Source organism: Enterobacter sp. JBIWA008 (genome assembly GCF_019968765.1).
In the GTDB taxonomy this organism is placed as follows: domain Bacteria; phylum Pseudomonadota; class Gammaproteobacteria; order Enterobacterales; family Enterobacteriaceae; genus Enterobacter.
Window position 1 is genome coordinate 1,212,033 of record NZ_CP074149.1, and the last position, 25,391, is coordinate 1,237,423.

Sequence of the window (25,391 nt, forward strand, 5' to 3'; positions counted from 1 at the left end):
GTATGGGGATTTTTATCCCCTCTCCCGGGGGAGAGGGTTAGGGTGAGGGCATCAGAATGCTCAGGCCGTAACGGTGACGCTCTGTCCTTCAAAGCTCACGGTCTGGCCCGCGACAATCTTGCAGCGCTTGCGCGTTTCTACCGCGCCGTCGACTAACACCCGCCCGTCGGCGATGACGATTTTCGCCTGCGCGCCGCTTTCGCTCCAGCCTTCCAGCTTGAGCAGATCGCACAGCTCAACGTGCGGGTGTTTGCCTAATGAAAATGTGGCCATCTTATGCGTCCTCTACGTCGTGATATTCTTCGCACGCCTGCAAAGTATTCTGAATCAGTGTGGCAACGGTCATCGGGCCTACGCCGCCCGGTACCGGCGTGATGTAGGAGGCACGAGCCGCGGCATCTTCATACACCACGTCGCCGACCACTTTGCCGTTTTCCAGACGGTTAATCCCGACGTCCACGACAATCGCACCCTCTTTAATCCACTCGCCCGGAATAAAGCCCGGCTTGCCGACTGCGACGATCAGCAGATCGGCGTTCTCGACGTGGTGACGCAGGTTTTTGGTGAAGCGGTGGGTGACGGTGGTGGTGCAGCCGGCCAGCAGCAGCTCCATGCTCATCGGGCGGCCCACGATGTTGGACGCACCGATGACCACGGCATTCAGACCGTAGGTGTCGATGTTATAACGCTCCAGCAGCGTCACAATACCGCGCGGCGTGCAGGGGCGCAGACGCGGCGCGCGCTGGCACAGGCGGCCAACGTTGTACGGGTGGAAGCCGTCTACGTCTTTATCCGGCGCGATACGCTCCAGCACCTTCACGTTGTCGATACCTGCTGGCAGCGGCAACTGAACCAGAATACCGTCGATCTCTTTGTCGGCATTCAGGGTGTCAATAAGTTCCAGCAGTTCTGCTTCGCTGGTGGTTTCCGGCAAATCGTAAGAGCGGGAGACGAAGCCGACCTCTTCACACGCTTTGCGCTTGCTGCCGACATAAATCTGCGATGCCGGGTTGCTACCAACCAGCACAACGGCCAGCCCGGGGGCGCGTTTTCCGGCTGCTTTTCGCGCCTTCACTTTTTCAGCGACCTCAGAGCGCACCTGCTGCGCAATCGTTTTACCGTCAATAATCTTTGCTGCCATCAGAGAGAAGATTCCGTCTGTAACGTTTGAAAGGGGGGATGGCGTGTATTTTGTCAGAAGCGAGCGTCGCTGTCAGTCACCCTTTACGCGTTTTTATCAGCGAGACGCAAAAACCCTTCTTAGGGGATGGTCAATTTCTTAGGCGGGATTAGGATGTGACCTGGCGAAATGGCAGCGTTTTGACATATTTAAAAATCGCCTCCTGAGCTACTTTGTCTCCTCCGAAATAAGCTTTCAATTACTCAATTGAACGTATTTCTTATTCCCGATTATTCGCGGGAAGGGTTATTTACATTTTAAAGGAATAGACATGAAACTCAGCAACATTGCTTCTACTGTTATTGCAACTCTGGCTCTGGTCGCGGGTGCCGCTCATGCAGATCCGGTTTCCGTCAATGGCGGTACCGTGCATTTTAAAGGGGAGCTGGTTAATGCTGCTTGTTCAGTAAATACTGATTCTTCCGAGCAGACCGTTAATCTGGGTCAGTATCGTACCGCGAAATTTACCAAAGTGGGCGACACCACCTCGAATATTCCATTCAACATTGAACTGAATGACTGCGATCCGCAGGTTGCTCAAACGGCAGCGGTTGCGTTCACCGGTCAGATCGACCCAACGGACAAAACCCTGCTGGCTGTCACTTCCGGTAACAACGACAACACCGCGAAAGGCGTGGGCATTGAGATCCTCGACAGCAAATCCAGCGTGCTGACCCCAGACGGTGCGACCTTCTCTGCTGCGCAGACGCTGATCGAAGGGACAAACACCCTGAAGTTCACCGCGCGTTATAAATCAACGGCTGCCACTACCGAGCCAGGCCAGGCGAACGCTGACGCCACCTTCGTAATGAAATACGAATAATTCCTCCGCACAGGGATGTTCAGGCCTCAGGGACGAGGCCCGTCATACGCTATTGCCAGGAACGAAGGATGACAAGGACTGGAACACTACTGCTGTTAACCCTTGCGATGGCTTGCCCGGCATCGGCGCATACCGTGGTGATCGAGGGCGGCAAGGTTCATCTCAGAGGTGAACTGGTGAACGGCGGCTGCGCCGTGGCGCCCGACAGCCAGAATATGCGCATCGACATGGGGCAGTACCGAACCAATTCATTTTCCGGCGTGGGCAGTTTTTCCACGGTGAATGTGCCTTTTACCGTGCGGCTGCTGGACTGCAGCGTTGATGTTTCGCGCACCGTGGGGATCCAGTTTCAGGGCGTCACGCCCGCGGAAGATCCGCAGGTCTTTCTGGCGACATCGCGGCCCGGTGAAACCCCTGTCAGCAGCGGCGTGGGGCTGGCGCTCTTTGATGAACAGCAGCGTCAGATAATCCCAAACGCCACGGCCGTCAGCTGGCTGCCGATCGATACCCGCGAGCTCGCGTTCCATTTTAGCGCCCGCTACCGGGCTATTTCCGAACACCTCGAGCCAGGCAAAATTCAGTCGGATGTCTGGTTTACGTTGATTTATCCATAACACCTGCGAACACATTATTAAAGGTACGGTTGTGATGAATACCCTAATTAAACCAGGATTGTTTCTATCGTTTATTTTGATGATGGTTTCTGCATGCGCAAATGCATCCGGCGGTATTGCGCTGGGGGCCACGCGCGTTATTTATCCCGCAGAGGCGAAACAAACGTCACTGGCGATCACCAACAGCAACAAACAGGAACGCTATTTAATTAACGCGTGGATCGAAAATGCGAGCGGGCAAAAAGAAAAAACGTTTGCCGTCACTCCGCCCCTGTTTGTTAGCGAGCCGAACAGTGAAAACACGCTGCGTATTATTTACGCCGGGCCTGCGCTGCCTGCCGATCGCGAATCGCTGTTTTACATGAACGTGAAGGCTATCCCGTCGGTGAACAAAGCGAAAACGGAAAACAATAACGTGCTGCAGCTGGCGATCCTGTCACGCATCAAGCTGTTTGTGCGCCCGAATAACCTGGCGATGCAGCCGGAAGAGGCGCTTTCCCAGCTGCGGTTTGAGCGCGCGGGCAACCATCTCAAAGTCAGCAACGCTTCCCCGTATTACATCACCCTCGTCAATATGAAGCTGGGCGGGCAGAAGCTGGATAACCTGATGGTTGCGCCGAAAAGCTCGGCTCAGCAGGCGCTGCCAGCCGGTGCCAGCGGCACGCTTTCCTGGCAGAGCGTGAATGACTACGGTGCCATCACCCCGGCGCGTAGCGTCAACCTGTGAGCAGAGTCAGGGCGATGAAAAACCACCAGAGACGTTACTGCCCGGTTGCACTGGCGCTGATGGCTGCGCTCTGGCCGCAGGCTGGCTGGAGCGAAAGTTATTTCAACCCGGCCTTCTTGTCCGACGACACCGCCAGCGTGGCGGATTTGTCGCGTTTTGAACAAGGACACCAGCAGGCACCCGGCGTTTATCGCGTGGATATCTGGCGTAACGATGAGTTTATCGGTACCCAGGACGTGCGTTTTGAGCAGGCCGAAAACACGCCCCCGGTGGCGGGCGGTTTGTCGGCGTGCATTACGCGCGCGATGCTCGATCGCTTTGGCGTCAACGTTACGGCGTTTCCCGAGCTCGCTAAGGTGCAGGGCGAGACCTGCGTTCCGTTGAACACGGCTATACCCGGCAGCGAAACGGTATTCAACTTTGCCTCACAGCGTTTGGACGTCAGCCTGCCGCAGGTGGCGTTACAAAACAGCGCCCGGGGCTATATTCCCCCTGAACAGTGGGATGAAGGCATTCCCGCCGCACTGGTGAATTACAGCTTCACCGGTAACCGGGGAAGCGAAGACGACAGCTATTATCTGAACCTGCAAAGCGGGCTGAACTATGGCGCCTGGCGTTTACGTAACAACGGCGCATGGCGGTACACGCAGAATAACGGGCAGCGGCACAGCGAGTGGCAGAATATTGGCACCTGGGCGCAGCGCACCGTTATTCCGCTTAAAAGCGAACTGGTGCTGGGCGACAGCAATACCGGGAATGACGTCTTCGACAGCATGGGTTTTCGCGGTGGGCGGCTTTTCTCGTCTGACAGCATGTACCCGGACAGCCTGCAGGGCTACGCGCCGACCGTGCGCGGGATCGCCCGTACGCCTGCTAAAGTGGTGGTTCGCCAGAACGGCTACGTTATCTATCAAAGCTATGTGCAGCCGGGCGCATTTGCGATTACCGATCTCAACCCGACCTCCTCAAGCGGTGACCTGGAAGTGACGGTGGAAGAGAAAGACGGTACCCAGCAGCGTTATACCGTGCCGTACTCCACCGTGCCGCTTCTGCAGCGTGAAGGGCGCTGGAAGTATGATCTCGTCGCGGGGAATTATCGCAGCGGTAACAGCGATCAGGATACGCCGTTCTTCACCCAGGGAACCCTGATTACCGGTCTTGCCAACGGTTACACGCTCTACGGCGGGACACAGCTGGCGTCACGCTATACCGCGGTGGCCCTCGGGGCCGGAAAAAACCTGGGCGACTGGGGCGCGGTCTCGCTCGATATCACCCACGCCCGCAGCCAGCTCGCGGACGACAGCAAGCATGAAGGGCAGTCTCTGCGCTTCCTCTATGCGAAATCCCTTAACGGCTTCGGCACCAACTTCCAGCTGCTGGGCTACCGCTACTCCACAAAAGGGTTTTACACCCTCGACGATGTGGCCTGGCGCTCAATGGAGGGCTATCAGTATGCCGATAGCCAGAACGATAACGATGTGCCGGACGTGCAGAGTTATCACAACCTGACGTGGAATAAAAAAGGCCGCTTCCAGCTCAACGTATCTCAGTCTCTGGGGGACTACGGCTCGGTCTATATCTCCGGTAGCGAGCAGACCTACTGGGGAACAGACGAGACGAACCTCTGGTACCAGCTGGGCTACGCGGGAGGCGTGAAGGGGATCAACTACTCCGTCTCGTGGTCGTGGAATAAATCCGTTGGGATAGACGGCACCGACCGGATCGCGTCGTTTAACGTCTCCGTGCCGTTCAGCCTCTTTACCCGTCAGGGCTATCGCCGGGACAGCGCGATTGACCGCGCCTACGCTACGGCGTCCGCCAGTCGAAACAGCGATGGCGACACAAGCTGGCAAACCGGCGTCAGCGGAACGCTGCTCGAGGACCGCAACCTGAACTACAGCGTCACCCAGGGACACGCCAGCACCAACGGCTCAAGCGGAAGCGCCAGCGCCAACTGGCAGGCGACCTACGGCACGCTGGGCGTGGGCTACAACTATTCCCGCGATCAGCACGATCTCAACTGGCAGCTCTCCGGCGGGGTGGTCGGCCACGCCGACGGCGTGACCTTCAGCCAGCCGCTGGGCGACACCAACGTGCTGATCAAAGCCCCGGGGGCATCGGGCGTCAGTATTGAAAACCAGACCGGTGTGAAAACCGACTGGCGAGGCTACGCGGTGATGCCGTATGCCACCGTCTATCGTTACAACCGCGTGGCGCTGGATACCAACACCATGAGCAACAACACCGATATCGAAAACAACGTGAGCAGCGTGGTGCCGACCAAAGGCGCGCTGGTACGCGCCAGCTTTGATACCCGCATTGGCGTGCGCGCCCTGCTGACGGTAACGCGCGGCAACCAGCCGGTGCCGTTCGGCGCGGTGGTGCGTGAGACCAAAAGCGGCGTCACCAGCATGGTGGGGGATGACGGGCAAATTTACCTGAGTGGGCTGCCGCTGGAAGGCGAACTGCTGATCCAGTGGGGAGACGGGGCGCAGTCCCAGTGTCGCGCGCCTTACAGCTTGTCTGAACAGAGCCTGCAACAGGCAATCACACTTAAGGGGATCGGCTGTGATTAAAACCCAAATCTTTGCCCTGTCGCTGCTGGCGTTACTGCCCGCGACAAACGCATTGGCGACCGTGTGCGTCAATGAAAATGGTGTGCCGACGGAGGTGCATTACGACCTGACGGATAAATTCAATAGCTCGAATAACCAGGTCGGGCAGGTCGTGACGCTCAGCGAGAAATCGCAGTGGGTAGGGGTGAATGCCGTCTGTCCGAAGGGCACGTCCGGGAATACCACCAAGCGCAGCTATGTGACCGATTATCCGGTAACGGGAACGAGTGATGGCTATCAATATCTGAAGCTTAACGACTATCTGGACGGGGCCATGAAAATCACGGACAGCTATGCTGGCGTGTTTTACCCGCCCAAAAGCTATATCCAGATGGGGAGCCATCCTAACGTCTCCAAAAACAAACCGTTTGGCGTTCAGGACTCCAGCCTGGTCTTCCGCCTGAAGGTGACCCGGCGTTTTATTAACATGGTAGTGATTCCGCGTGCCACCATGTTCCGCGTCTACGTCACCACCACCTCCTCCGATCCGTTAACCTCGCCGGTCTATACCATCAGCTACAGCGGAACTATTCAGGTGCCGCAAAGCTGCGCCATTAATGCCGGTAACGTGGTGGAGTTTGATTTCGGCGACATTGGCGCTTCCTTGTTCAGCAAGGCGGGCGTGGGTAACAAGCCGGAGGGGGTCTCATCGCAAAGCAAAACCATCGCCATTAAATGCACCAACGTGGAGGCGAACGCCATGCTGACGATGCGCGTCGAGGCGGAAAAGGTCTCTGATAATGTGCTGGTGTCGGATAACCCGGATGTGGGGTTCATCATTGCCAACGAAAGCGGGACGCCGCTCACGCCCAACAACCTGACGAGCAAAATCCCGTTCCGCCTCGACGACAGCGCGCAGGCGCAGGTGGGGATCCGCGTCTGGCCGGTAAGCGTAACGGGCAATAAGCCAGCGGAAGGGCGCTTCACCTCGCGCGGGTATTTGCGCGTGGATTACGACTAAGGAGCCGATATGCGAAACGGGATCCGTTTTATCACCGTGGCGCTCTTTGCGCTTTGCACTCAGGCTCAGGCGGACACCGCGTTGGGCGAGATTAACATTCGACTCTACGGCAATGTCGTCGATTTTACCTGCGTTGCTGAGGGCAGCGACAGCGACAAGACCGTCCCGCTGGGCACCTGGCCCACGAAACAGCTCCGCACCACCGGGAGCCGCACGCAGCCCATGCCGTTTACGCTGAAGCTGACCGGCTGCCCACCGGGCGCTGCGTCCATTACGTTTTCGGGGAAAGCCGACGGGAGCAACAGCGGCTTGCTGGCGCTGAATGACGCCAGTACAGCAAGCCATGTCGCCGTTGAGATCAGGGATGCGGATAAAACGCGCCTTGCGCTTCAACAGGCCAGCCAGCCGGTCTCGGTTGATGCGCAGGGGAATGCGATTTTGTCATTTTATGCCAATTATATTGCCACTGCCGATAACCCTGAGCCCGGACGGGCTGATGCGGATGCCACCTTCATGATTAATTATAATTAGCACTGACCGCACTCCCTGCAGCTCAGATAAGCTGCAGGGAGTGAATTCAGGTTATAGCAGTTCGTGCGCTTTAGCGTAATCAATTAATTCCACGATGCTTTGCACACCCAGCTTAGAATAAATATTGGATTTATGCGCACTAATGGTCTTGTTACTTAATAGTAGCTGTTCAGCAATTTCCTTGTTGGATAATCCATTCGCCAGGTATCGTAATACCGTGACCTCGCGATTCGATAATGGCATATCTACTGCCATCCCTTTCCCCGATCCCAGATGGTTTATAAAGTTCAGCGTTTCCGACGGGAAAAAAGAATAGCCCATCAGGATCATTTCTACGGCGTTGTAGATCTCCCCCAAATCTTTTCGTTTACTGACAAAGCCATTTGCCCCAGCGCGAATGGCGCGACCTGCGTAAAATAACTCTGATTTAGAGGAGAGGAACAAAACCTTAATATTTTTGTTTAGGTTCTTGATTCTCTTGAGTAAAACGAAAGCATCCGTGCCCGTGAGTTCAATGTCAAGGATCACCAGATCGATCGGGTGATTGCGGATACAGTCAAGGACTTCATGGCTATCGCCAGACTTGAGCTTGACTGTGATATTCTTATTTTTCTGTAGCAGGACTTCTATCGACATTCTGACGATAGGATGTTCGTCCATAATGATAACGGATGCCGGTTTCATTTTTAATGCCTCAGATTGTTAAAAGCGTTATGCAGAGTTTTGTAAAACTCTCGAAATGCCGGAAGGATATAATGTGAAGATCCCTATACCGTAGTATTTCCCTGGAAAGAGCGAAAGCATCCTTGTTTACGTAATGAAAAGAACTATGCCTCAGCGCGGTCATCTCATTAGGCTGGTGTTGGCAAAAAGGTTTTTCTTATTCATATTTGATACGCATCTTATTATACAGGGTAAGTTTTTTCCGAAAACCCTGTAAATTAATATCCGTGTATGGGTTTATATTATCTTCTGGATCTGAATCGCTATTTTTTTAAAATTAGCGGAAATATCCTGTTATCCCATTTACCGCATATTTTCATCTTTATGTAATAACAAAAAATAACAGATATCTCTGTATGTTGATTAATTGTTAACAAAAATCCCCCTTTTTTAAATGGGCAAACCTGCAAATATGAGGTTAAAAATTGCCCTCGCAGGCCGCCAGACCTTCATACGAAAGTGGTTGCGTTGACCTGGATAACGGCGTCAGGTGCACAGGAGAACATGCTACCCGCTTCGCTTTTTACTCCAGGCAGTTGTCGCTAAGTTGCTTGTTTTTACATCATTATCATCTTGTTAACGCCTTCTGTATTCACTTAACGGATGGAGGAAAGTGCTGCCGTTCCGTTAATCTGTGGTATTTCACAAGGTTCTCGCCCATAAATTAGGAATAGTTATAAATTCGAATTAATTGTTAAGAATTAACAATTGTGCAACGTTGGTGGTAAGTAAATTCCTAAACATCTTTAGGAAATAAGGGGTTAGGAGGTCAGTGAAAATGTGCAGTCTGAGAGGTTATTAAGAAGATGCAGCAATTCCTGACGATGGCTCAGCCCCAGCTTCACCAGGATGCAGCTGAGACGATAGATAATGCGGCTATAGGGGCGATTCTGCATAAGGGCAATCTGACGTAATGTCTTGCCCCGGGAAAGCTCCTGCAGGATGGGCCATTCGTTGCGCGAGAACCAGTCTTTCTCGGTACCCTGCGGAGGGAGGGTATCCAGCAGGCTGTGTTGGAGCTCAGCGGCGTTCAGCTGGCGTTCGAGCACATGAAAGGGACCGGCTGCTTTGCAGAAGAGGCGGGTGTCGTAATTATCGGCCCTGACCAACAGCCAGGGCGTCAGGAACGGAGGAAACAGGCTATGCCTTCTCAACTGATCCAGTTTCTCCAGAAGCCCCGTAGACCGGCTCTCAATATCCACGACCAGACGGGCTGAGGGCCACTGGGTCTGAGCGATGAGGGCGTCGTCCAGCGTGGCGTAGTCGCAGCAGCTGCTCAGGGGAAATTGCCCGTTGAGAAAACCGGTGCGCAGGTAGTGATCCTCCGTCACCAGAAGAATACACGGGGCGTCTGTTTTGCGGGGCTGGCTGATGGACTGGCTCAAAAATTCAAGTCGGTCGAAAAAGGGGGGACCAAAAGGTGAGCGCGTAAATCCCAGCGCATCACTTCCTGTACGCCGCCGCCGGTAACGGCGCACTGTCATTCGCATGGTCTCCCTCCTGGAAATGGCTTTTTAATCCTCCGGCCATGTCCAGGACGGCCAGTAATACCCCTGGCCGAGATCTGCGCCTGCCTGCAGTGCCCAGGTACGATCGCGTTCAGTCTCAATACCTTCGATAAGCACTTTCCCGGCCAGCTGAAAGCAAAGGGAAACCAGTTGCCTCAGCGCAGGAGTGTTGCGTAAACGCCAGAATGCTTCCTTATCTATTTTGATGCCGCTTAACGGGAGTCGGCAGGATAAAAACGACTGCACTGTGACGTCATCCACGTCATCAAGCCATATTGCGTGTCCCTGTCTGTTAAGTTGCCGTAAATTTTGAACGACATGCTGCTTCTGTACGACGGACAGCGCCAAAAAGGACGCAACGTCGACAATCTCAATATTGAGCGGCGCGTCTGACAATCGGATAAGTCGTTGAAAAGACGCTTGCTCTGTCAGGACGGTTATCGGCAGATTAATAAAAAGGTTATGACTTTGCGGCGTTTTTTTTAATGTCGCAAGCTGCGCTTCAAGCAGCGTTATCGACCAGTCAGCGGACCTATCGTAAAAAAAGTCCTCGCTGTGGCGCATGTCGGACAGGACGCTGAGTACCTCCACGCCAACCTGGCGCAAAGAGGTGAGGGCAACGATGGGCTCAAGCTTAATGCCGACGATGTCCTGAGAAATGTACTGTAATCGGGGGGGCGTATCGATCAGGTTTTGCGCTGTCACTCCATTGTCCTGTTGTCTGTCAGCCTCCAGGCGGCCGGGATACCAGACTCTAGTGTGGCGAGCTGACGTTCAGGAAAACAGCAGGCGTTACTTAAATGCAACTAAGCCTTTTCGCAGCGCTAAATTTTACGGTGAAACAGGGGGGAATGTTGAGAAAATAGCCGTATTTACAATCGGCTAGCGGTAATTGCCGTGGAAAACGGAAAAGGCATTGACTCACCTGCCATTGACCGTATAATTCTTCGCGTTTCACCACCGCGAAGTTCACGCATATCAGTGCGCCCTTAGCTCAGTTGGATAGAGCAACGGCCTTCTAAGCCGTAGGTCGTAGGTTCGAATCCTACAGGGCGTGCCATTTAGCCTCAGCGCTTAATCCAGTCAATTCTTCCTCTGACCACCAACTACTACCTGTCCTTCACCCTGTGCCTGATATTAACCGTCGGATTTGCATGGTTAATTCTGGATGTGTATCATCTTGCTCCCGATTCTATAGCCTGTCGGTGAGAACGTTTTTTCCGTCATCGACCGGTCATTGCCGCGTAGTTCCAGCAAGGGCTACCGCACCGCCACTCGCTCCCCGGGAAGAGCAACAACCGTACATACCGATCATCAAGGACATATATGTGGTATCTACTCGCAACTTCGCTTGCCGCACTTTCCCTTAATAAAAGCCTGGCTTACCTGATGCTGGGATTAACGGCATTTCTCGGCTGGAAACAGAGTATTCTTGACGTCCCGGCGCTGCTGGTAATTGCATCAATCGTTGTTGGCTGGTCTGTTGTTGAATGGCTACGTAATAAAAATAATAAATATACTTATCTGGTCGAAGGCCTGTGCGTGGTCATCGCCGTTGCCCTGGTTTTGCATGTGATCCCGGGCTTCCATAACCCCAAAGTGCTGGATGCAGTCGTCGTTGGTCCGCAAAGCATACCGTTCAGTATGTACTTTAATATGGACAAGGCAGTGGTGCCGTTCTTTTTAATTACGTGCATGCCAACGTTATTCGTCGCAAAACCCCTCTATAAAGCTGGCAAGGTCGGCTGGGGAATATTGGTTCTTGCGATACCCGCGCTGTTACTTCTGGCTGTTGCGTTAGGCGGACTCAGAATTGAGCTGCATGCGCCAGAATGGTTCACTCAATTTGCCCTTGCGAATATTTTTTTCGTTTCTTTGGCCGAGGAAGCCTTGTTCAGAGGCTACCTGCAGCAACGCTTGTCCCGGATTATTCATCCTGTTGTCGCGCTGTTGATTGCCTCAGTCATCTTTGGGCTGATGCATTATAGCGGCGGTTTACTACTGATTATTTTTGCCAGCCTCTCCGGCATTATTTACGGTCTGGCGTGGATGTGGAGCGGCAGGCTCTGGGTTGCAACGTTATTCCATTTTGGGCTGAACTGCGTGCATTTATTGTTCTTCACCTATCCGATGTATGCCCCTCATGCGGCAATGTAATGCGTTTTAAAATAGTAGCTTTATAAATTTGGCTACCTCCGGATAAGCATAAAAAGCCCCGAAATATCGGGGCTTTTTATATATAGCGGGCGCGTGAATAACTGATTTATCTTCGCGTCAAAATGAATAGAAGGCTAATGAATTTCATTGCTTACAGGCTTAAGGTTTTCTTAATCTAAAAATTATCTCAGATTAAAATTTGGGTTTTTATCACTCTAAAACCTGCTAAAAAGAAATTTTACACTTTTACGCCTAAACTGGATTGATACTAATTATCATTAGCGTTGTTGTATGCTTTAATCCTGTCCCACAATGCTATGAGTTGTTAATCCCGTTGGTCTATAAAGGATATGTTCATGAATTCTCGCCTGCTGTCCTGCTTCTCGCTTGCCTTGTTGTCTTCATCGCTTTTCCTTTCCACACAATCGGTTGCGGCCGATAACAACGACGGTATCGTTGTCTATAACGCGCAGCACGAAAACCTGGTGAAGTCATGGGTTGACGGTTTTACCAAAGAAACCGGCATTAAAGTCACTCTGCGTAACGGTGATGACAGCGAGCTGGGTAACCAGCTGGTTCAGGAAGGCAGCGCATCGCCGGCAGACGTATTCCTGACCGAGAACTCGCCGTCAATGGTGCTGGTGGATAACGCCAACCTGTTTGCGCCGCTGGATGCAGGCACCCTGAAGCAGGTACCGGCAGAATATCGTCCTGCGCACGGCCGCTGGATCGGCATTGCCGCCCGCAGCACGGTGTTTGTCTATAACCCGGAAAAGCTGAACGAACAGCAGTTGCCTAAATCGCTGATGGATCTGGCAAAACCCGAGTGGAAAGGCCGCTGGGCGGCATCACCGTCAGGCGCGGATTTCCAGGCCATCGTGAGCGCGATGCTGGCTCTGAAAGGCGAAAAGGCCACCCTGGAATGGCTCAAGGCAATGAAAGCCAACTTCGTTGCCTATAAAGGCAACAGCACGGTGATGAAAGCGGTCAATGCCGGCCAGATTGATGGCGGCGTGATTTATCACTACTACCGTTTTGTCGATCAGTCCAAAACCGGTGAAAACAGCAAAAACACCCAGCTCTACTACTTCAAACACCAGGATCCGGGCGCGTTCGTAAGCCTCTCTGGCGGCGGCGTCCTGGCGTCCAGCAAACACAAAGCGCAGGCGCAGGCCTTCATCAAATACATTACCGGTAAAGAAGGTCAGGAAAGTCTGCGTACCAACAATGCCTTTGAATATGCAGTGGGCGTGAACGCGGCCTCAAACCCGAAGCTGGTCCCGCTGAAAGATCTTGATGCACCGAAGGTTGAACCTTCAACGCTCAATAGCAAAAAAGTTATCGAGCTGATGACGCAAGCCGGTCTGCTGTGATCCTGAGAGTGAAGTGAACGTCTTATGTCTGGTCTGAGTTTCGACATCGGAAAAAACAAAGTCCAGGAGCCTGTCCGCAGGCGTCCTGCACTGCCGATGGTTGCGTTAGCTGTGTTGTTTTCATTAATGGCGCTTCTGCCTTTGGGTTTTATCATTGCCATTGGCATTGAGACCGGCTGGGAAACCATTAAGGCTCTGGTGTTTCGCCCGCGTGTTGCTGAGCTGCTCAGCAACACGCTGTGGCTGACGGCTTTAGCGGTTCCGCTCTGTATTGTGACGGGGGTGGCGATAGCCTGGCTCACCGAGCGCACGCAGCTTGCCGGGCGAGGGATCTGGTCTGCACTGGCGGTCGCCCCGCTGGCGATCCCCGCGTTTGTGCAAAGCTATGCCTGGGTGAGCGCTGTCCCGTCCATGCATGGGCTCTACGCGGGCGTGTTCCTTTCCGTTCTTGCCTACTATCCGTTTATCTATATGCCGGTTGCGGCGGTGCTGCGTCGCCTTGACCCGACGCTTGAAGATGTAGCCGCTTCGCTGGGTACGCCGCCGTGGCGGGTCTTTTTCCGCGTGGTGCTTCCCCAGCTCAAGCTGGCTATCTGCGGCGGCGCGCTGCTGGTGGCGCTGCACCTGCTGGCGGAATATGGCCTGTACGTGATGATCCGCTTTGATACCTTCACCACAGCAATCTATGACCAGTTCCAGTCTACCTTCAGCGGTCCGGCGGCGAACATGCTGGCGGGCGTTCTGGCCTTGTGCTGCCTTGCTATATTAATGCTGGAAGGCGTGACGCGCGGAAAAGCGCGCTACGCGCGCATTGGCGCCGGGGCAGCGCGCGAGCAGAAACGCTGGCCGCTGAAGCCTGCGGCTGCCGCGCTGGGTCAGCTGTTTTTCATCGTGCTGATCGTGCTGGCGCTGGGCGTGCCGTTAATTGTCCTGTGTCGCTGGATTTGGCTCGGCGGCGTGCAAAACTGGATGAGTGCCGATCTCTGGCACTCCCTGCGCCAGACGCTGATGCTCGGCGTGGGCGGAGCGCTCCTGACGACGGCCTGCGTGATCCCCATTGCGTGGCTCGGTATCCGCTATCCGCACCGTATCTTCCGGATGCTGGAAGGGTGCATCTATATCACCAGTTCACTGCCGGGCATTGTCACGGCGCTGGCGCTGGTCACCGTCACTATTCATTACGCTCGTCCCATTTACCAGACGGAAATTACCCTGTTCCTGGCCTACCTGCTGATGTTTATGCCCCGTGCGCTCATTAACCTGCGGGCGGGGATTGCGCAGGCGCCGGTCGAGCTGGAGAACGTGGCGCGCAGCCTGGGCAGCACGCCCGCGAAGGCGCTCTGGAGCGTCACGATGCGTCTGGCCGCGCCGGGTGCGGCAGCGGGTGCCGCGCTGGTTTTTCTCGGCGTCAGCAACGAATTGACCGCCACGCTGTTGCTCTCTCCGCTGGGTACGCGCACGCTCTCCACCGGATTCTGGGCGCTGACCAGCGAAATTGATTATGTGGCCGCCGCGCCTTACGCGATGCTGATGATCCTGATTTCACTCCCGCTGACCGCCATTCTCTATATGCAGTCGAAGAAAATTGCAGGGCTATGACATGCTTGAATTAACCGCCATTTCTAAATCGTTTTCTGATGTGCAGGTGCTCGACAGCGTAAACCTGAGCGTTGCGCCGGGGAGCAGGACGGCGATTGTCGGGCCGTCCGGATCGGGGAAAACCACGCTGCTGCGTATTCTTGCCGGGTTCGAAACGCCTGACACCGGGCGTATTGTCATGCAGGGGAGAACGCTGTTTGATGAAAACAGTTTTGTTCCCGCCCACCTGCGCCGGGTCGGTTTTGTGCCTCAGGAAGGCGCGCTGTTTCCGCACCTCAACGTGGCAGACAATATCGCCTGGGGGCTGGACGGCACCCGCCACGAGAAGCGCCAGCGCGTTGAGGCGCTGATGGAGATGGTTTCTCTGGACAGGCAGCTCGCAACGCACTGGCCCCACGAGATATCCGGCGGACAGCAGCAGCGCGTGGCGCTTGCCCGTGCGCTGGCCCAGCGTCCTTCACTGATGCTGCTGGATGAACCATTCTCGGCTCTGGATACCGGCCTGCGCGCGATGACGCGTAAGGCAACGGCCGATCTGCTGGCCGAAGCGGGCGTGGCCTCGATTCTGGTCACCCACGATCAGAACGAAGCGTTGTCCTTTGCCACGCAGGTTGCCGTCATGCGCTCCGGACGCTTCACACAGGTCGGCACGCCTTATGACGTCTACACCCGTCCGGTTGACGAAGAGACGGCACTTTTTCTTGGCGATGCAGTGATCCTGCCAGCTCAGCTCGCTGCCGGGTATGCCGTGTGCGCGCTGGGTAAAGTGCCGACGGACAACGCGCATGCGACAGGACAGGGCCGGGTAATGATGCGCCCTGAACAATTACGCGTGACGGCATGCGCAGCGCATGAAAGCCCGATCTCAATTCTTGATGTGGACTTCACCGGCCAGCTGTCGACGCTTACCCTCGGATTAGCCGGGCAGCAGCAGCCCGTGATTCTGAGGACCGTAAGCCAGCCGGGATGGAACCCGGGCACGGCGGTACGCATTGATATTGCTGGCACCGCGCGCGTATTCGAATATTCTTAATATTCGTTAGTAATTTCATGCAACGGGTTGTTATAAAAGAATTTTCCTGAACGTGTGGCATTTCCTGAGATTCTCTACCATGCTCATAAAACCTCACCACGCTGCGTGAGGTTTTACGTAGTTGCTGATTAATCTCAAGGAAAAAGGTTATGAAAAAGACGACTGCTATTTTGTTGGGAACGGCGTTACTGTTTACAACCAATGCTTTTGCTGCTCAGTTGCTGACTAAAAGCGAGTTCAAAAAAGTTGCATCTCAATATAAAAAAATCGGTACGGTAAATACCTCAAATGAAGTATCGGTTGATGATGCAAAAAAAGAACTGATTGAGAAAGCCGATAAGAAAGGCGCGGATGTCCTGGTGCTCACTTCAGGGAACACCAATAATAAAATTCACGGTACGGCCAATATCTACAAGAAAAAATAACTCATTGCAGCCCCCCATGCGGGGTGGCTGCGCTTTATCAGGTATGAATGCTTCCAATGAGTTCGTTAATTTTCATCGGTTTGCAGAAATAGTAGCCTTGTAAAAAATCGCTGTTCTTAAAGCGCAGGTAGTTAGCCTGAGCCTCTGTTTCAACTCCTTCTGCAATAATGCTGAGCTGCATTCTTTTTGCCAGTTCGATAAGACTGTCAACTAGCCGGGTATCGCCATTTTCACTAATCTGGCTAACAAAAAGTTTGTCTATCTTGATGAATTCGGGTTTCAGCGCGTGAATATAAGCGAGGTTTGAATAACCTGTCCCAAAGTCATCCAACGCCAGAGCTATATTTGATTGTCGAAGCCTTGCAAACCATTCGCTCAGCCGTGGCGTAAAATGCAGCGGATTTCGTTCCGTGATTTCAATAACCAGCTGAATCTGGCCCGACGAAAGTTTTTGCAAAAGCTCAAGCGTATCCGTTTCAAAGCGCGGATCGAGACAGTTATCCGTGCTCAGATTAAGGCTGATGTAGAGCCGCTCAGGAAAAAGGTGGATACGAGGCTGGAGATCGGCAATAACCTGCTGAATCAGATGATGCATTAGTGGAGCAATCAGCCGGTGCTTCTCCGCCAGCGGGATAAACGTATCCGGAGACACTGGGCCATACAGCGGATGATTCCAGCGAGCGAGCACTTCGATACCCGCAATCTTGCCCGTCAGGCTGTCAAAAAAGGGCTGGTAGACTGGCACGATCTCGCGCCTTTCAATGGCCGCGCTCAGGGTGCTTTCCCGGGAGAGGGGAAAGAGGCGAGCCTGCAGGGTGTTCAAGCTGCCGGGCAATCCCGGCGTTGTCTTTGTCATGGTTATCACCGAGAGCCTTAAACGCGCGGCGACCTGTCCCGGTAGCCGCGCGGCAGTTATCAGAATTTAACCCATTCGTCCTGTCCACGGGCGGGAGGGCGTTTAAAAGGTGCAACGCTGGCGGTTTGTTTGCTCTCTTTTGGCAGGGTTTCAGGACGCGTGGTATGAGCTTTTGAGACACGGAAAATCGACACCACTTTTTCAAGCTGAACAGCCTGCTCCTCCAGCGAAATGGCCGCAGCAGAAGACTCTTCCACCAGGGCGGCGTTCTGCTGAGTAGTGGTGTCCATTTCAGCCATGGCCTGGGCAATTTGTGAAATTCCGCGGCTTTGTTCATCAGTGGCAGCGGCAATTTCGTTCATGATGTCGCGTACCTGCGCCACGGATGTCTCAATTTTCGACATTGCATCACCCGCGCTTTCAACCAGGCTAAAGCCGGTATCCACATGCACGACCGATTCGTTGATCAGGTTTTCAATCTCTTTTGCAGACTGCGCGCTGCGCTGGGCAAGCGTTCGCACTTCGGCGGCTACAACAGCGAAGCCTTTACCCTGATCGCCTGCCCGGGCGGCTTCAACGGCGGCATTCAGCGCTAAAATATTGGTCTGGAAGGCGATACTGTTAATTACGGTGGTGATCTCAGAAATGCGGTGCGAACTGCTGCGCACGTTTTTCATCGTATCTATCACCCTCAATGAGAGCTGGCTTCCTTCCGTCGCATTTTGCGCGGCTTCATCTGCCAGACGTCGCGCGTGGTTGGCATTTTCAGCGTTGAGCGCGACGGTAGAGGTTAACTCTTCCATGCTGGCGGCGGTTTCAACGACGGCGGCTGACTGCTGCTCGGTCCGCGACGACAAATCCATATTGCCCGCGGCAATTTCAGAAGACGAACGCGCGACGCTATCTACTCCATTACGTACATCATTAATGATGTTTTTCAGGTTTGCATTCATGGTAGCGACGGCCTGCATTAACAGTCCAGGCTCATCACGACGTGTGCTGGTCACGGTGCTGGTGAGATCGCCACTGGCGATTTGCTCCGCGACGCGCAGCGTTTCATTAAGCGGACGGGTGATGGACAGGGTGATGCCCATTGCCAGCAAGATGCCAAGCGCAAGACCGATTGCGGCAACAATGCCCATCTCTAGCTGAACGCTATTCACCGTATCGGCCACTTTTTTCTGCTGCAGAGCAAATAACGTCTGTATGGCGTGCGTTAGTGTTAAGGCCTTTCCGGTTAAGGTCTCCGAGAGCGTCGACTGTTGATCCCAGACTTTTTGGTAATTCAGCAACTCAGCCGCGATGCTTTCCATGCTTTCAAGACCGGACTGCAACCAAACCTTTTGTTCCGTGGTAGCAACCGGTAACAGTTGTTCGGTATCTGATTTCGCTACATCCAGGCGATCGCGGATCCCTTTCATTAACTCATCTGTAGGATGCTGTTTATAAAGCGTTACCTGAGAGTCAATGTCGCTCATGATAAAAGCAATCTGTGCAGCCACAAGGGTGTGCTGAGCGTCCAGCGTACTATTACGGCTTAGCGTTGAAGCCAGCACGGAGTTATCGCATAAACTCTGTGTGCTGAGTTTTTTTTCACTGATTCTTTTTTCTGAAAGGGATTTTGTGAAAGGCAGCAGGGTAGCAACATAGCTATTCACTGCATTTGCTGTATCATCCAGCGCTTTTTTCCCTTCCGGAGACCAGGGCAACTTATCCATACTGGCGACAATGCTCTGCATGCGTTGCATGCCTGAGTTGGTCTGCTCCAGGTACTTCTGATCAAGTGTATATTGGAAATTCGTCCGCCCTAAACGGACCTGCGAAAGTGAGTTAAATAGATCGGCGGTATAGCCGTTTTTTTTGACTTTATCCTGAATGTTGCTAAAACCCAGTAAACCTGACATCAGAATAACAATCGTCACGAGCAATACGAGGGAAAAACCAAAAAACAACTTCTTACGGACTTTTAAATTGGCAAAATGGTTGATTATATTCATATGTAACTCCAGTGTTGGTATAAACCAAACAACAGTGCTAATACATCATTAACGAAAGAATTGATAGTGAAGAGGGATAATAAAAAAAAGCCCCTCACACATGTGTGCTCAGGGCAAAAAAACCTGAGTTGACATCACTTACTCAGGCTATCTGTCGTCTCCTCTTTTTTAACGGAATGAGCCGGGAGTTCGCTCATTCTGTAATAAACGGGGATTACATCCGGGTAATTAATGATGTAACCACGCCCTTTAATATTACGAATAAAATCCTCGGGTAAACCCAAGACATTAAGCTTGTTCGTTAGATTATGTAAAACCTGCCATAATCGCTGTGTGGAAGGGCTCAGATTATGTGCCTCCCAAATTTCTTCAAATAACTCTTCTTTTGAGACTGGTCTTGTTCTGCCATTCATCAATAAAAAAAGAAAAAGTCTAAGCATCGTTTCATTTAAGTAAATTGATGCGAATGCAATGCTTTTATCTGTATGACTGCCTGTGAGTCGGTATAGTCTGCGATTAGAAATATCAAAATGAATTTCTTCGCCAATCATAAATCCATATAGACGATAGCCCATATCATTTGCCCACAATTGAGAAACTAACATGCACTCCTACATATAAGCCTGAGATAATCCATACTCTTCATGTGGTGGATTATATGGCTGCTATGAATGCTTTCCAATACACATCCCTACGCGCTATAAGAAACAGGATCTGCCATCCCTCGGCGTGAAGTTTTTGTCGATGTAAGTCGTTTTTTCAGACTAAAAAACTACTGTAAATACATTCTCAGTGCACTTGTTCTGAAAATTAATGTCTACCTGATGACTCAAGATAAAATGCTTATTTTAGAAAAGTCTTAGAATTTGTCTCCTTCTTAGTCTGGCAATGGTCTTCAACACGTTACGGCGCGTCAGCGATAGAGTGGAGTGAAGTTAAATGATTTATACTGATTGAAGTGAGCCTTAATCATGGCGCTACGATACAAGGCGTCGTCTTCGGAAGGGTGAAGTTGATTGATTTTAAAGCCTTAATTTCTGAATCAGAAAGCGGATACGGACGCGTAAACATAGCAATGATGAATGTACTATTACCCTTTGCCTTAATGGTTGATGCTTCATGAAGCCTGTTTTTTTGATAAATGGTTTAGTGTTTTTTGAACCCGATCGGCGTCGTCTCTGTTCGCTTTCGGGCTACCCCGAGCGTGCTGTTATCCTTCACGGTCCGGTTAGTGAATGCCTGCTTCAACTGCTTGAACACAACGGCGAAGTGCTGTCGCAACGTTATCTTTTTTCGGCGGTATGGGAAAAACAGGGCGCGATAGTCTCGACCAATGCGTTATACCAGACTATTGCCTCCATTCGTAAAGCGCTCAAGATGGCGGGGCTGGCAGAGAATGTTGTGCAAACGGTACCAAAAGCAGGGTTTAAGCTCGTTGCACAAATACAAACGGGGACGGTCGATAATTTTATCTCGATGGCCGTCGCAACCCCGGAGAGTTTACCCTCTAAACCAGATGTTCCGTCACCATCCGTTACAGATAGCAGGTTCAATCTTTTCTCGAAAAAAATTGCATATGGGGTGGCCGCAGCGGTCTTATTTATCCTCTCTTGTACGGTTCTATTTCAACAGCTTCATGTACAGGATTCTGGATTTAAGGCATATCAACCGATAGGTAATATTGCAGGTTGCGACGTTTACTCTTCGTGGCATGACGATATAAAAAGCCAGCGTATTTATACCACCTTGATAAAACGTTATCCCATTCATTGCAATGCTGGCGGGGTAGCCTATATGACGATCAATCGTTTTCCAAATGGTACTTCGGTGATCGTATGCGATAAGTTGCCCGATATTGCTGGCGCTGACTGTGATTCAATCATGTACAGGAACCAATATAATGAAAACGACTAGTCGGAGTGCGATCGGATTGATCATCATACTGATGATTGCCGCGCCATTATTTTACGCCTGGTACATTCATTATCAGCAGAATCACTTTACCTGCGAGAGCCGTTTAATCATTGTTGAAGATGATTCCCAGGTGGATTCCCTTATGACGTTTACATTTAATAATGGCAATGGCACCTATGATTCCTCCGGAGAATACAGTCAGTCGGGCCAGCAGACGGTCATCTTCAGCAATAAGATAACCTTCAACTACTGGCGTGAAGAGGGTAGAGTGATTATGGTCTCCAGTGAGACTAACGAACTGCCGAAAAAAGACGAACTCTTTCGCCGACATATTCCTGATTTTTTCCATTATCGCGATCGTGGTATTAGTGTGGAAATCCTTCCGGTAAATACCTCAGGTTATCTCTTCTCCTTCGGAAATTCTCCCGCGTTCTACTGCGCTAAAGGATGAGCTGAAGCCCTTTTGTTATGCGTTCTTTGTACAAGATCTTACGGATGTTTACGCTTGATTATGCAAAGATAATGCGTATAGTTCTCATTTACATTGAAGCCAAACATTCTAAGGCCCGACAAAGGGTCATTTTTGCGCGCACGTTTAAATGAGTTAACGATGAACAACACCAAAATACACAGGACGCTGCTGGCGCTCGCCGTTGGCGCGGCGACACATTCCTCCTTCGCGGCGGACGATCAAAAAGAGGACACCCTCGTTGTCCAGTCTGCACCAGCCGGCGATTTCAAACCCGGTGGCGACCAGCTGGTACCGGCCTTCCTTGACGGGCAGGTGGCGAACGGCGGGCGCATGGGGATGCTGGGCCAGCAGAACGCCATGGACGTGCCGTTCAACATCATCAGCTACACCTCGAAGCTGGTGGAAGATCAGCAGGCGAAAACCATTGCCGATGTCGTCGCGAACGACGCGGGCGTACAGTTTGTTCAGGGGTACGGCAACAGCGCGGAGACCTACCGTATCCGTGGCCTGAAGTTTGACGGCGACGACATGACCTTTGGCGGTCTGTCCGGCGTGCTGCCGCGCCAGGTGGTGGATACCCAGATGGTCGAGCGCATCGAGATCTTCAAAGGGGCCAACTCGCTGATGAACGGCGCGGCAAGCTCCGGCGTGGGCGGGATGATTAACCTTGAGCCAAAACACGCGGGCGAACTCCCGCAGGCCAAAGTCGGCGTGGACTATACCTCGGATTCCCAGATTGGCACCACGCTGGATGCGGGCCGTCGCTACGGCGACAATGACCAGTTTGGCGCGCGGGTGAACCTGGTCCATCGCGAAGGGGAAACCGGCATACCGAACGATCGCCGCCGCACCACGCTGCTCTCCACCGGCCTGGATTACACCGGCGACCGCTTCCGCACCTCGCTGGATCTGGGCTATCAGAAGAAAACTTTCCACGGCAGCCCGACCAGCGTCAATATTTCCGCGGTGGATTTCGTGCCCGAGCCGCCGAAAAACGATCGCAACTTCTCGCAGAAGTGGGCCTACAGCAACATCGAAAACGAATTTGGGATGTGGCGCAGCGAGTACGACATTACCGACGGCTGGACCGCCTATACCGGTCTGGGCGCGCAGCACGCGCATGAGGAAGGCATCTACAGCGCGCCGAAGCTGGTGGATAAAAGCGGCAAGGCAACGGTCAGCCGCCTTGATACCAACCGCATAAGCGATTCCGTCAGCGGCATGGCGGGCGTTCGCGGCAACTTCAATACGGGATTCGTCTCGCACAAGATCAACGTCGGCTATTCGGCGATGACCAAAAACGAAAAAATCGCGTGGAAAATGTCGGCGGCGAAGGATAACCCGACCACCAACATCTATCACAATACCGGCGTCGATATGCCGGATAGCACCAACTTCAACGGCTCTGGCGGGAAGTACAGCGATCCGCTGACCAGCGGGCGCACCCGTACACAGGGCTGGCTGCTGAGCGATACCCTGGGCGTGCTTGACGATAAACTGCTGTTTACTGCGGGCGCGCGCCACCAGAAAGTGGTCATTCGCGGGTATAACAAAGTCACCGGTGCGGAAAACGCGGCGGACGGTTTCGACGGCAGCCGCTGGATGCCAACCTACGGCGTGGTCTACAAGCCGTGGGAGGCGATCTCCCTCTATGCTAACCACACTGAAGCGCTGCAGCCGGGCAAAACCGCGCCTAACACCGCCACCAACTACGGCCAGAGCACCGGTATCGTTCACTCTAAGCAGAACGAAGTGGGCGTGAAGGCGGATTTTGGCCGCGTGGGCGGATCGCTTGCGCTGTTCGAAATCAAAATGCCGTCGGCGATCCTCGACGACAGCGGCCACTACGGGCTTGACGCTGAACAGCGTAACCGTGGCGTGGAGCTGAACGTTTTCGGTGAGCCAATGCTGGGGATGCGTCTGAACGCCAGCGCCACCTGGCTGCAGGCCGAGCTGACCAAAACCAAAAATGGCGTGAATCAGGGTAACGATGCGATCGGTATTCCGAACTTTTACGCCGTGCTGGGCGCAGAGTACGACATCAAGCCGATTAATGGCCTGACCGCCACCGCCCGCGTGAACCACTCCGGCGCGCAGTACGCTGACCTGGCAAACACCAAAAAGCTGGACAGCTACACCACGCTGGATCTGGGGATGCGTTATCGCTTCGCGGTGAATCACAATCAAAACCAGATGACGGTTCGTGCGGGCATCGACAACGTGACCAATGAAAACTACTGGGCCAGCGTGGACGACTCCGGTACTTATATTACGCAGGGCGAACCGCGCACCTATAAGGTCTCTGTTGGCTACGCGTTTTAAGCGTTCCATCTCGTTATCCGGGGCAGGGATGCCCCAATCCCTTGCTACCTCCAGCATGAAGTGTTAAAACGTGCCCCTTCTAAAAAAGAGACAGGGGTAGGACGTGAAAGACGCGTCATCCGCTTCAGGCCAAGGTAGCGCTGAAGCCTCGTCGGATCAGAATCCGACGCTGCAACGTGGTTTGCAAAATCGACATATTCAGTTAATTGCCCTTGGCGGCGCGATCGGTACCGGGCTGTTTCTCGGCATTGGCCCCGCTATTCAGATGGCTGGTCCGGCGGTGCTGCTGGGTTACGGTATCGCCGGGATTATTGCCTTCCTGATAATGCGCCAGCTTGGCGAGATGGTCGTTGAAGAGCCGGTTTCAGGCTCCTTCGCGCACTTTGCTTATAAATACTGGGGCCCGTTTGCAGGCTTCCTGTCCGGCTGGAACTACTGGGTGATGTTCGTGCTGGTGGGGATGGCGGAGCTGACCGCCGCGGGCATTTACATGCAGTACTGGCTGCCGGACGTCCCGACGTGGATCTGGGCGGCGGCCTTCTTCATCATTATTAACGCCGTTAACCTCGTCAACGTGCGCCTGTATGGCGAAACCGAGTTCTGGTTTGCGCTGATCAAGGTGCTGGCGATTATCGGAATGATCGGCTTTGGCCTGTGGCTGCTGTTCTCCGGTCACGGCGGCGAGCGCGCCACGATCGACAACCTGTGGCAGCACGGCGGCTTCCTCGCCACCGGCTGGAAAGGGCTGATTCTCTCCCTGGCAGTGATCATGTTCTCCTTCGGTGGACTCGAGCTGATCGGCATTACCGCCGCGGAAGCGCGCGACCCGCATAAAAGCATTCCTAAAGCGGTCAACCAGGTCGTGTACCGTATTTTGCTGTTCTACATCGGCTCGCTGGTGGTGCTGCTGGCGCTTTACCCGTGGGTGGAAGTGAAGTCCGACAGCAGCCCGTTCGTGATGATTTTCCACGATCTGAACAGCAACGTGGTGGCCTCGGCGCTGAACTTCGTCATTCTGGTGGCGTCTCTGTCGGTCTATAACAGCGGCGTTTACTCCAACAGCCGCATGCTGTTCGGCCTCTCCGTGCAGGGCAACGCGCCGAAGTTTCTTACCCGCGTCAGCCGTCGCGGCGTGCCGGTGAATTCCTTGTTCCTTTCTGGCGCTATTACGTCGCTGGTGGTGCTGATCAACTATCTGCTGCCGAAAGAGGCCTTTGGCCTGCTGATGGCGCTGGTTGTTGCTACGCTGCTGCTGAACTGGATCATGATTTGCCTGGCGCACCTGCGCTTTCGCGCCGCGATGCGCCGCAAGGGACGCGAGACGCAGTTCAAAGCGCTGCTCTATCCGGCGGGGAATTACGTCTGTATCGCTTTCCTGGGGCTGATTCTGGTGCTGATGTGCACTATGGATGAGATGCGTCTTTCGGCGATGCTGCTGCCGGTGTGGGTTATCTTCCTGTTTGTGGCGTTTAAACTTTCCCGCAAAAAGTAGCGTGGTTTTATCCCTCTCCCTGTGGGAGAGGGCCGGGGTGAGGGCACCAGACCGTACCAGCCTTCACGC

23 protein-coding genes and 1 tRNA gene are annotated in these 25,391 nt (G+C 53.3%); 16 read left to right on the forward strand and 8 right to left on the reverse strand.

Going from position 1 to position 25,391, the window contains the following annotated elements; translation table 11 throughout:
• Nucleotides 1-60: 60 nt before the first annotated feature.
• Nucleotides 61-273, reverse strand: coding sequence for a ribosome-associated protein YbcJ (ybcJ, locus tag KGP24_RS05920; protein ID WP_116341500.1), 213 nt, complete (start codon nt 271-273; stop codon nt 61-63).
• A 1-nt stretch (nt 274) separates the two neighbouring features.
• A complete protein-coding gene (folD, locus tag KGP24_RS05925) occupies nt 275-1,141 on the reverse strand; it encodes a bifunctional methylenetetrahydrofolate dehydrogenase/methenyltetrahydrofolate cyclohydrolase FolD (RefSeq protein ID WP_008499332.1) in 867 nt (288 codons plus the stop codon).
• A 310-nt stretch (nt 1,142-1,451) separates the two neighbouring features.
• On the opposite strand from folD, the gene fimA reads away from it, so the two are divergent.
• The 6 genes from fimA (at nt 1,452) to sfmF (ending at nt 7,451) form a co-directional block, all read left to right on the forward strand.
• Nucleotides 1,452-2,003 carry a type 1 fimbrial major subunit FimA gene (gene fimA / locus KGP24_RS05930; RefSeq protein WP_223562669.1) on the forward strand — a complete coding sequence of 184 codons (552 nt, stop codon included), beginning with the start codon at nt 1,452-1,454 and terminating at the stop codon, nt 2,001-2,003.
• A gap of 68 nt (nt 2,004-2,071) precedes the next feature.
• Entirely contained in the window at nt 2,072-2,617 is a 546-nt protein-coding gene (gene fimI / locus KGP24_RS05935) for a type 1 fimbrial protein subunit FimI (protein WP_023310642.1), read from the forward strand.
• 34 nt (nt 2,618-2,651) lie between these two features.
• The gene (gene fimC, locus KGP24_RS05940) at nt 2,652-3,344 is read left to right on the forward strand and encodes a type 1 fimbria chaperone FimC (protein ID WP_223562670.1); all 693 of its coding nucleotides are present in this window, start codon (nt 2,652-2,654) and stop codon (nt 3,342-3,344) included.
• Nucleotides 3,345-3,358: 14 nt separating this feature from the next.
• Complete coding sequence (locus KGP24_RS05945) at nt 3,359-5,920, forward strand: fimbrial biogenesis usher protein (RefSeq protein WP_223562671.1); 2,562 nt, start codon at nt 3,359-3,361, stop codon at nt 5,918-5,920.
• Nucleotides 5,913-6,920, forward strand: coding sequence for a type 1 fimbria D-mannose specific adhesin FimH (gene fimH / locus KGP24_RS05950; protein WP_223562672.1), 1,008 nt, complete (start codon nt 5,913-5,915; stop codon nt 6,918-6,920). The genes KGP24_RS05945 and fimH overlap by 8 nt, the downstream gene beginning before the upstream one ends.
• 9 nt (nt 6,921-6,929) lie before the next feature.
• Nucleotides 6,930-7,451 carry a fimbria assembly protein gene (sfmF, locus tag KGP24_RS05955; protein WP_223562673.1) on the forward strand — a complete coding sequence of 174 codons (522 nt, stop codon included), beginning with the start codon at nt 6,930-6,932 and terminating at the stop codon, nt 7,449-7,451.
• 51 nt (nt 7,452-7,502) lie between these two features.
• Here the strand turns inward: sfmF and fimZ are convergent, their stop codons facing one another.
• The 3 genes from fimZ to KGP24_RS05970 form a co-directional block, all read right to left on the reverse strand.
• Nucleotides 7,503-8,135: a fimbria biosynthesis transcriptional regulator FimZ gene (fimZ, locus tag KGP24_RS05960; RefSeq protein WP_223562674.1), complete on the reverse strand. Its 633-nt coding sequence runs from the start codon at nt 8,133-8,135 to the stop codon at nt 7,503-7,505.
• 800 nt (nt 8,136-8,935) lie between these two features.
• Complete coding sequence (locus KGP24_RS05965) at nt 8,936-9,664, reverse strand: DNA-binding response regulator (RefSeq protein ID WP_223562675.1); 729 nt, start codon at nt 9,662-9,664, stop codon at nt 8,936-8,938.
• Between the two features lie 24 nt (nt 9,665-9,688).
• Nucleotides 9,689-10,387 carry an EAL domain-containing protein gene (locus tag KGP24_RS05970; protein ID WP_223562676.1) on the reverse strand — a complete coding sequence of 233 codons (699 nt, stop codon included), beginning with the start codon at nt 10,385-10,387 and terminating at the stop codon, nt 9,689-9,691.
• Nucleotides 10,388-10,665: 278 nt separating this feature from the next.
• Between KGP24_RS05970 and KGP24_RS05975 the strand changes: the two genes are divergently transcribed.
• The 6 genes from KGP24_RS05975 (at nt 10,666) to yahO (ending at nt 16,269) form a co-directional block, all read left to right on the forward strand.
• Nucleotides 10,666-10,742 (forward strand) — tRNA-Arg (locus KGP24_RS05975).
• 266 nt (nt 10,743-11,008) lie between these two features.
• Complete coding sequence (locus tag KGP24_RS05980) at nt 11,009-11,839, forward strand: CPBP family intramembrane glutamic endopeptidase (RefSeq protein WP_223562677.1); 831 nt, start codon at nt 11,009-11,011, stop codon at nt 11,837-11,839.
• A 356-nt stretch (nt 11,840-12,195) separates the two neighbouring features.
• On the forward strand, nt 12,196-13,212 hold the full coding sequence (locus tag KGP24_RS05985) for an iron ABC transporter substrate-binding protein (protein WP_223562678.1): 1,017 nt from the start codon (nt 12,196-12,198) through the stop codon (nt 13,210-13,212).
• Between the two features lie 24 nt (nt 13,213-13,236).
• Entirely contained in the window at nt 13,237-14,811 is a 1,575-nt protein-coding gene (locus KGP24_RS05990; RefSeq protein WP_223562679.1) for an iron ABC transporter permease, read from the forward strand.
• 1 nt (nt 14,812) lies between these two features.
• Nucleotides 14,813-15,844: an ABC transporter ATP-binding protein gene (locus tag KGP24_RS05995; protein WP_223562680.1), complete on the forward strand. Its 1,032-nt coding sequence runs from the start codon at nt 14,813-14,815 to the stop codon at nt 15,842-15,844.
• A gap of 149 nt (nt 15,845-15,993) precedes the next feature.
• Entirely contained in the window at nt 15,994-16,269 is a 276-nt protein-coding gene (yahO, locus tag KGP24_RS06000) for a DUF1471 family periplasmic protein YahO (protein WP_023310654.1), read from the forward strand.
• Between the two features lie 37 nt (nt 16,270-16,306).
• On the opposite strand, the gene KGP24_RS06005 is transcribed toward yahO, so the two are convergent.
• From KGP24_RS06005 to KGP24_RS06015, 3 genes are all read right to left on the reverse strand, one after another.
• Complete coding sequence (locus tag KGP24_RS06005; protein ID WP_223562681.1) at nt 16,307-17,125, reverse strand: EAL domain-containing protein; 819 nt, start codon at nt 17,123-17,125, stop codon at nt 16,307-16,309.
• A gap of 59 nt (nt 17,126-17,184) precedes the next feature.
• The gene (locus tag KGP24_RS24740; RefSeq protein ID WP_282454303.1) at nt 17,185-18,864 is read right to left on the reverse strand and encodes a methyl-accepting chemotaxis protein; all 1,680 of its coding nucleotides are present in this window, start codon (nt 18,862-18,864) and stop codon (nt 17,185-17,187) included.
• A 392-nt stretch (nt 18,865-19,256) separates the two neighbouring features.
• Nucleotides 19,257-19,697, reverse strand: a complete 441-nt coding sequence (locus KGP24_RS06015) for a winged helix-turn-helix domain-containing protein (RefSeq protein ID WP_316045619.1) — start codon at nt 19,695-19,697, stop codon at nt 19,257-19,259.
• Nucleotides 19,698-20,241: 544 nt separating this feature from the next.
• On the opposite strand from KGP24_RS06015, the gene KGP24_RS06020 reads away from it, so the two are divergent.
• The 4 genes from KGP24_RS06020 (at nt 20,242) to pheP (ending at nt 25,322) form a co-directional block, all read left to right on the forward strand.
• Nucleotides 20,242-21,036, forward strand: coding sequence for a winged helix-turn-helix domain-containing protein (locus tag KGP24_RS06020; protein ID WP_223562683.1), 795 nt, complete (start codon nt 20,242-20,244; stop codon nt 21,034-21,036).
• A complete protein-coding gene (locus KGP24_RS06025) occupies nt 21,023-21,487 on the forward strand; it encodes a hypothetical protein (protein WP_223562684.1) in 465 nt (154 codons plus the stop codon). Before KGP24_RS06020 ends, KGP24_RS06025 begins: the two co-directional genes overlap by 14 nt.
• Nucleotides 21,488-21,646: 159 nt before the next feature.
• Nucleotides 21,647-23,830, forward strand: coding sequence for a TonB-dependent siderophore receptor (locus tag KGP24_RS06030; RefSeq protein WP_223562685.1), 2,184 nt, complete (start codon nt 21,647-21,649; stop codon nt 23,828-23,830).
• A 103-nt stretch (nt 23,831-23,933) separates the two neighbouring features.
• Nucleotides 23,934-25,322, forward strand: a complete 1,389-nt coding sequence (gene pheP / locus KGP24_RS06035; RefSeq protein ID WP_223562686.1) for a phenylalanine transporter — start codon at nt 23,934-23,936, stop codon at nt 25,320-25,322.
• Nucleotides 25,323-25,391 lie beyond the last annotated feature (69 nt).

Bases quoted from the DNA above. Each gene is read 5' to 3' on its own strand.
- fimC (WP_223562670.1), top strand. From the start codon at position 2,652: ATGAATACCCTAATTAAACCAGGATTGTTTCTATCGTTTATTTTGATG.
- KGP24_RS05995 (WP_223562680.1), top strand. From the start codon at position 14,813: ATGCTTGAATTAACCGCCATTTCTAAATCGTTTTCTGATGTGCAGGTG.
- KGP24_RS05980 (WP_223562677.1), top strand. From the start codon at position 11,009: ATGTGGTATCTACTCGCAACTTCGCTTGCCGCACTTTCCCTTAATAAA.
- KGP24_RS05985 (WP_223562678.1), top strand. From the start codon at position 12,196: ATGAATTCTCGCCTGCTGTCCTGCTTCTCGCTTGCCTTGTTGTCTTCA.
- KGP24_RS06025 (WP_223562684.1), top strand. From the start codon at position 21,023: ATGAAAACGACTAGTCGGAGTGCGATCGGATTGATCATCATACTGATG.
- fimZ (WP_223562674.1), bottom strand. From the start codon at position 8,135: ATGAAACCGGCATCCGTTATCATTATGGACGAACATCCTATCGTCAGA.
- KGP24_RS06020 (WP_223562683.1), top strand. From the start codon at position 20,242: ATGAAGCCTGTTTTTTTGATAAATGGTTTAGTGTTTTTTGAACCCGAT.
- yahO (WP_023310654.1), top strand. From the start codon at position 15,994: ATGAAAAAGACGACTGCTATTTTGTTGGGAACGGCGTTACTGTTTACA.
- KGP24_RS06030 (WP_223562685.1), top strand. From the start codon at position 21,647: ATGAACAACACCAAAATACACAGGACGCTGCTGGCGCTCGCCGTTGGC.
- KGP24_RS05965 (WP_223562675.1), bottom strand. From the start codon at position 9,664: ATGCGAATGACAGTGCGCCGTTACCGGCGGCGGCGTACAGGAAGTGAT.
- KGP24_RS06005 (WP_223562681.1), bottom strand. From the start codon at position 17,125: ATGACAAAGACAACGCCGGGATTGCCCGGCAGCTTGAACACCCTGCAG.
- fimI (WP_023310642.1), top strand. From the start codon at position 2,072: ATGACAAGGACTGGAACACTACTGCTGTTAACCCTTGCGATGGCTTGC.
- fimA (WP_223562669.1), top strand. From the start codon at position 1,452: ATGAAACTCAGCAACATTGCTTCTACTGTTATTGCAACTCTGGCTCTG.
- folD (WP_008499332.1), bottom strand. From the start codon at position 1,141: ATGGCAGCAAAGATTATTGACGGTAAAACGATTGCGCAGCAGGTGCGC.
- KGP24_RS05990 (WP_223562679.1), top strand. From the start codon at position 13,237: ATGTCTGGTCTGAGTTTCGACATCGGAAAAAACAAAGTCCAGGAGCCT.
- ybcJ (WP_116341500.1), bottom strand. From the start codon at position 273: ATGGCCACATTTTCATTAGGCAAACACCCGCACGTTGAGCTGTGCGAT.
- KGP24_RS05945 (WP_223562671.1), top strand. From the start codon at position 3,359: ATGAAAAACCACCAGAGACGTTACTGCCCGGTTGCACTGGCGCTGATG.
- KGP24_RS24740 (WP_282454303.1), bottom strand. From the start codon at position 18,864: ATGCAGAGCATTGTCGCCAGTATGGATAAGTTGCCCTGGTCTCCGGAA.
- KGP24_RS06015 (WP_316045619.1), bottom strand. From the start codon at position 19,697: ATGGGCTATCGTCTATATGGATTTATGATTGGCGAAGAAATTCATTTT.
- sfmF (WP_223562673.1), top strand. From the start codon at position 6,930: ATGCGAAACGGGATCCGTTTTATCACCGTGGCGCTCTTTGCGCTTTGC.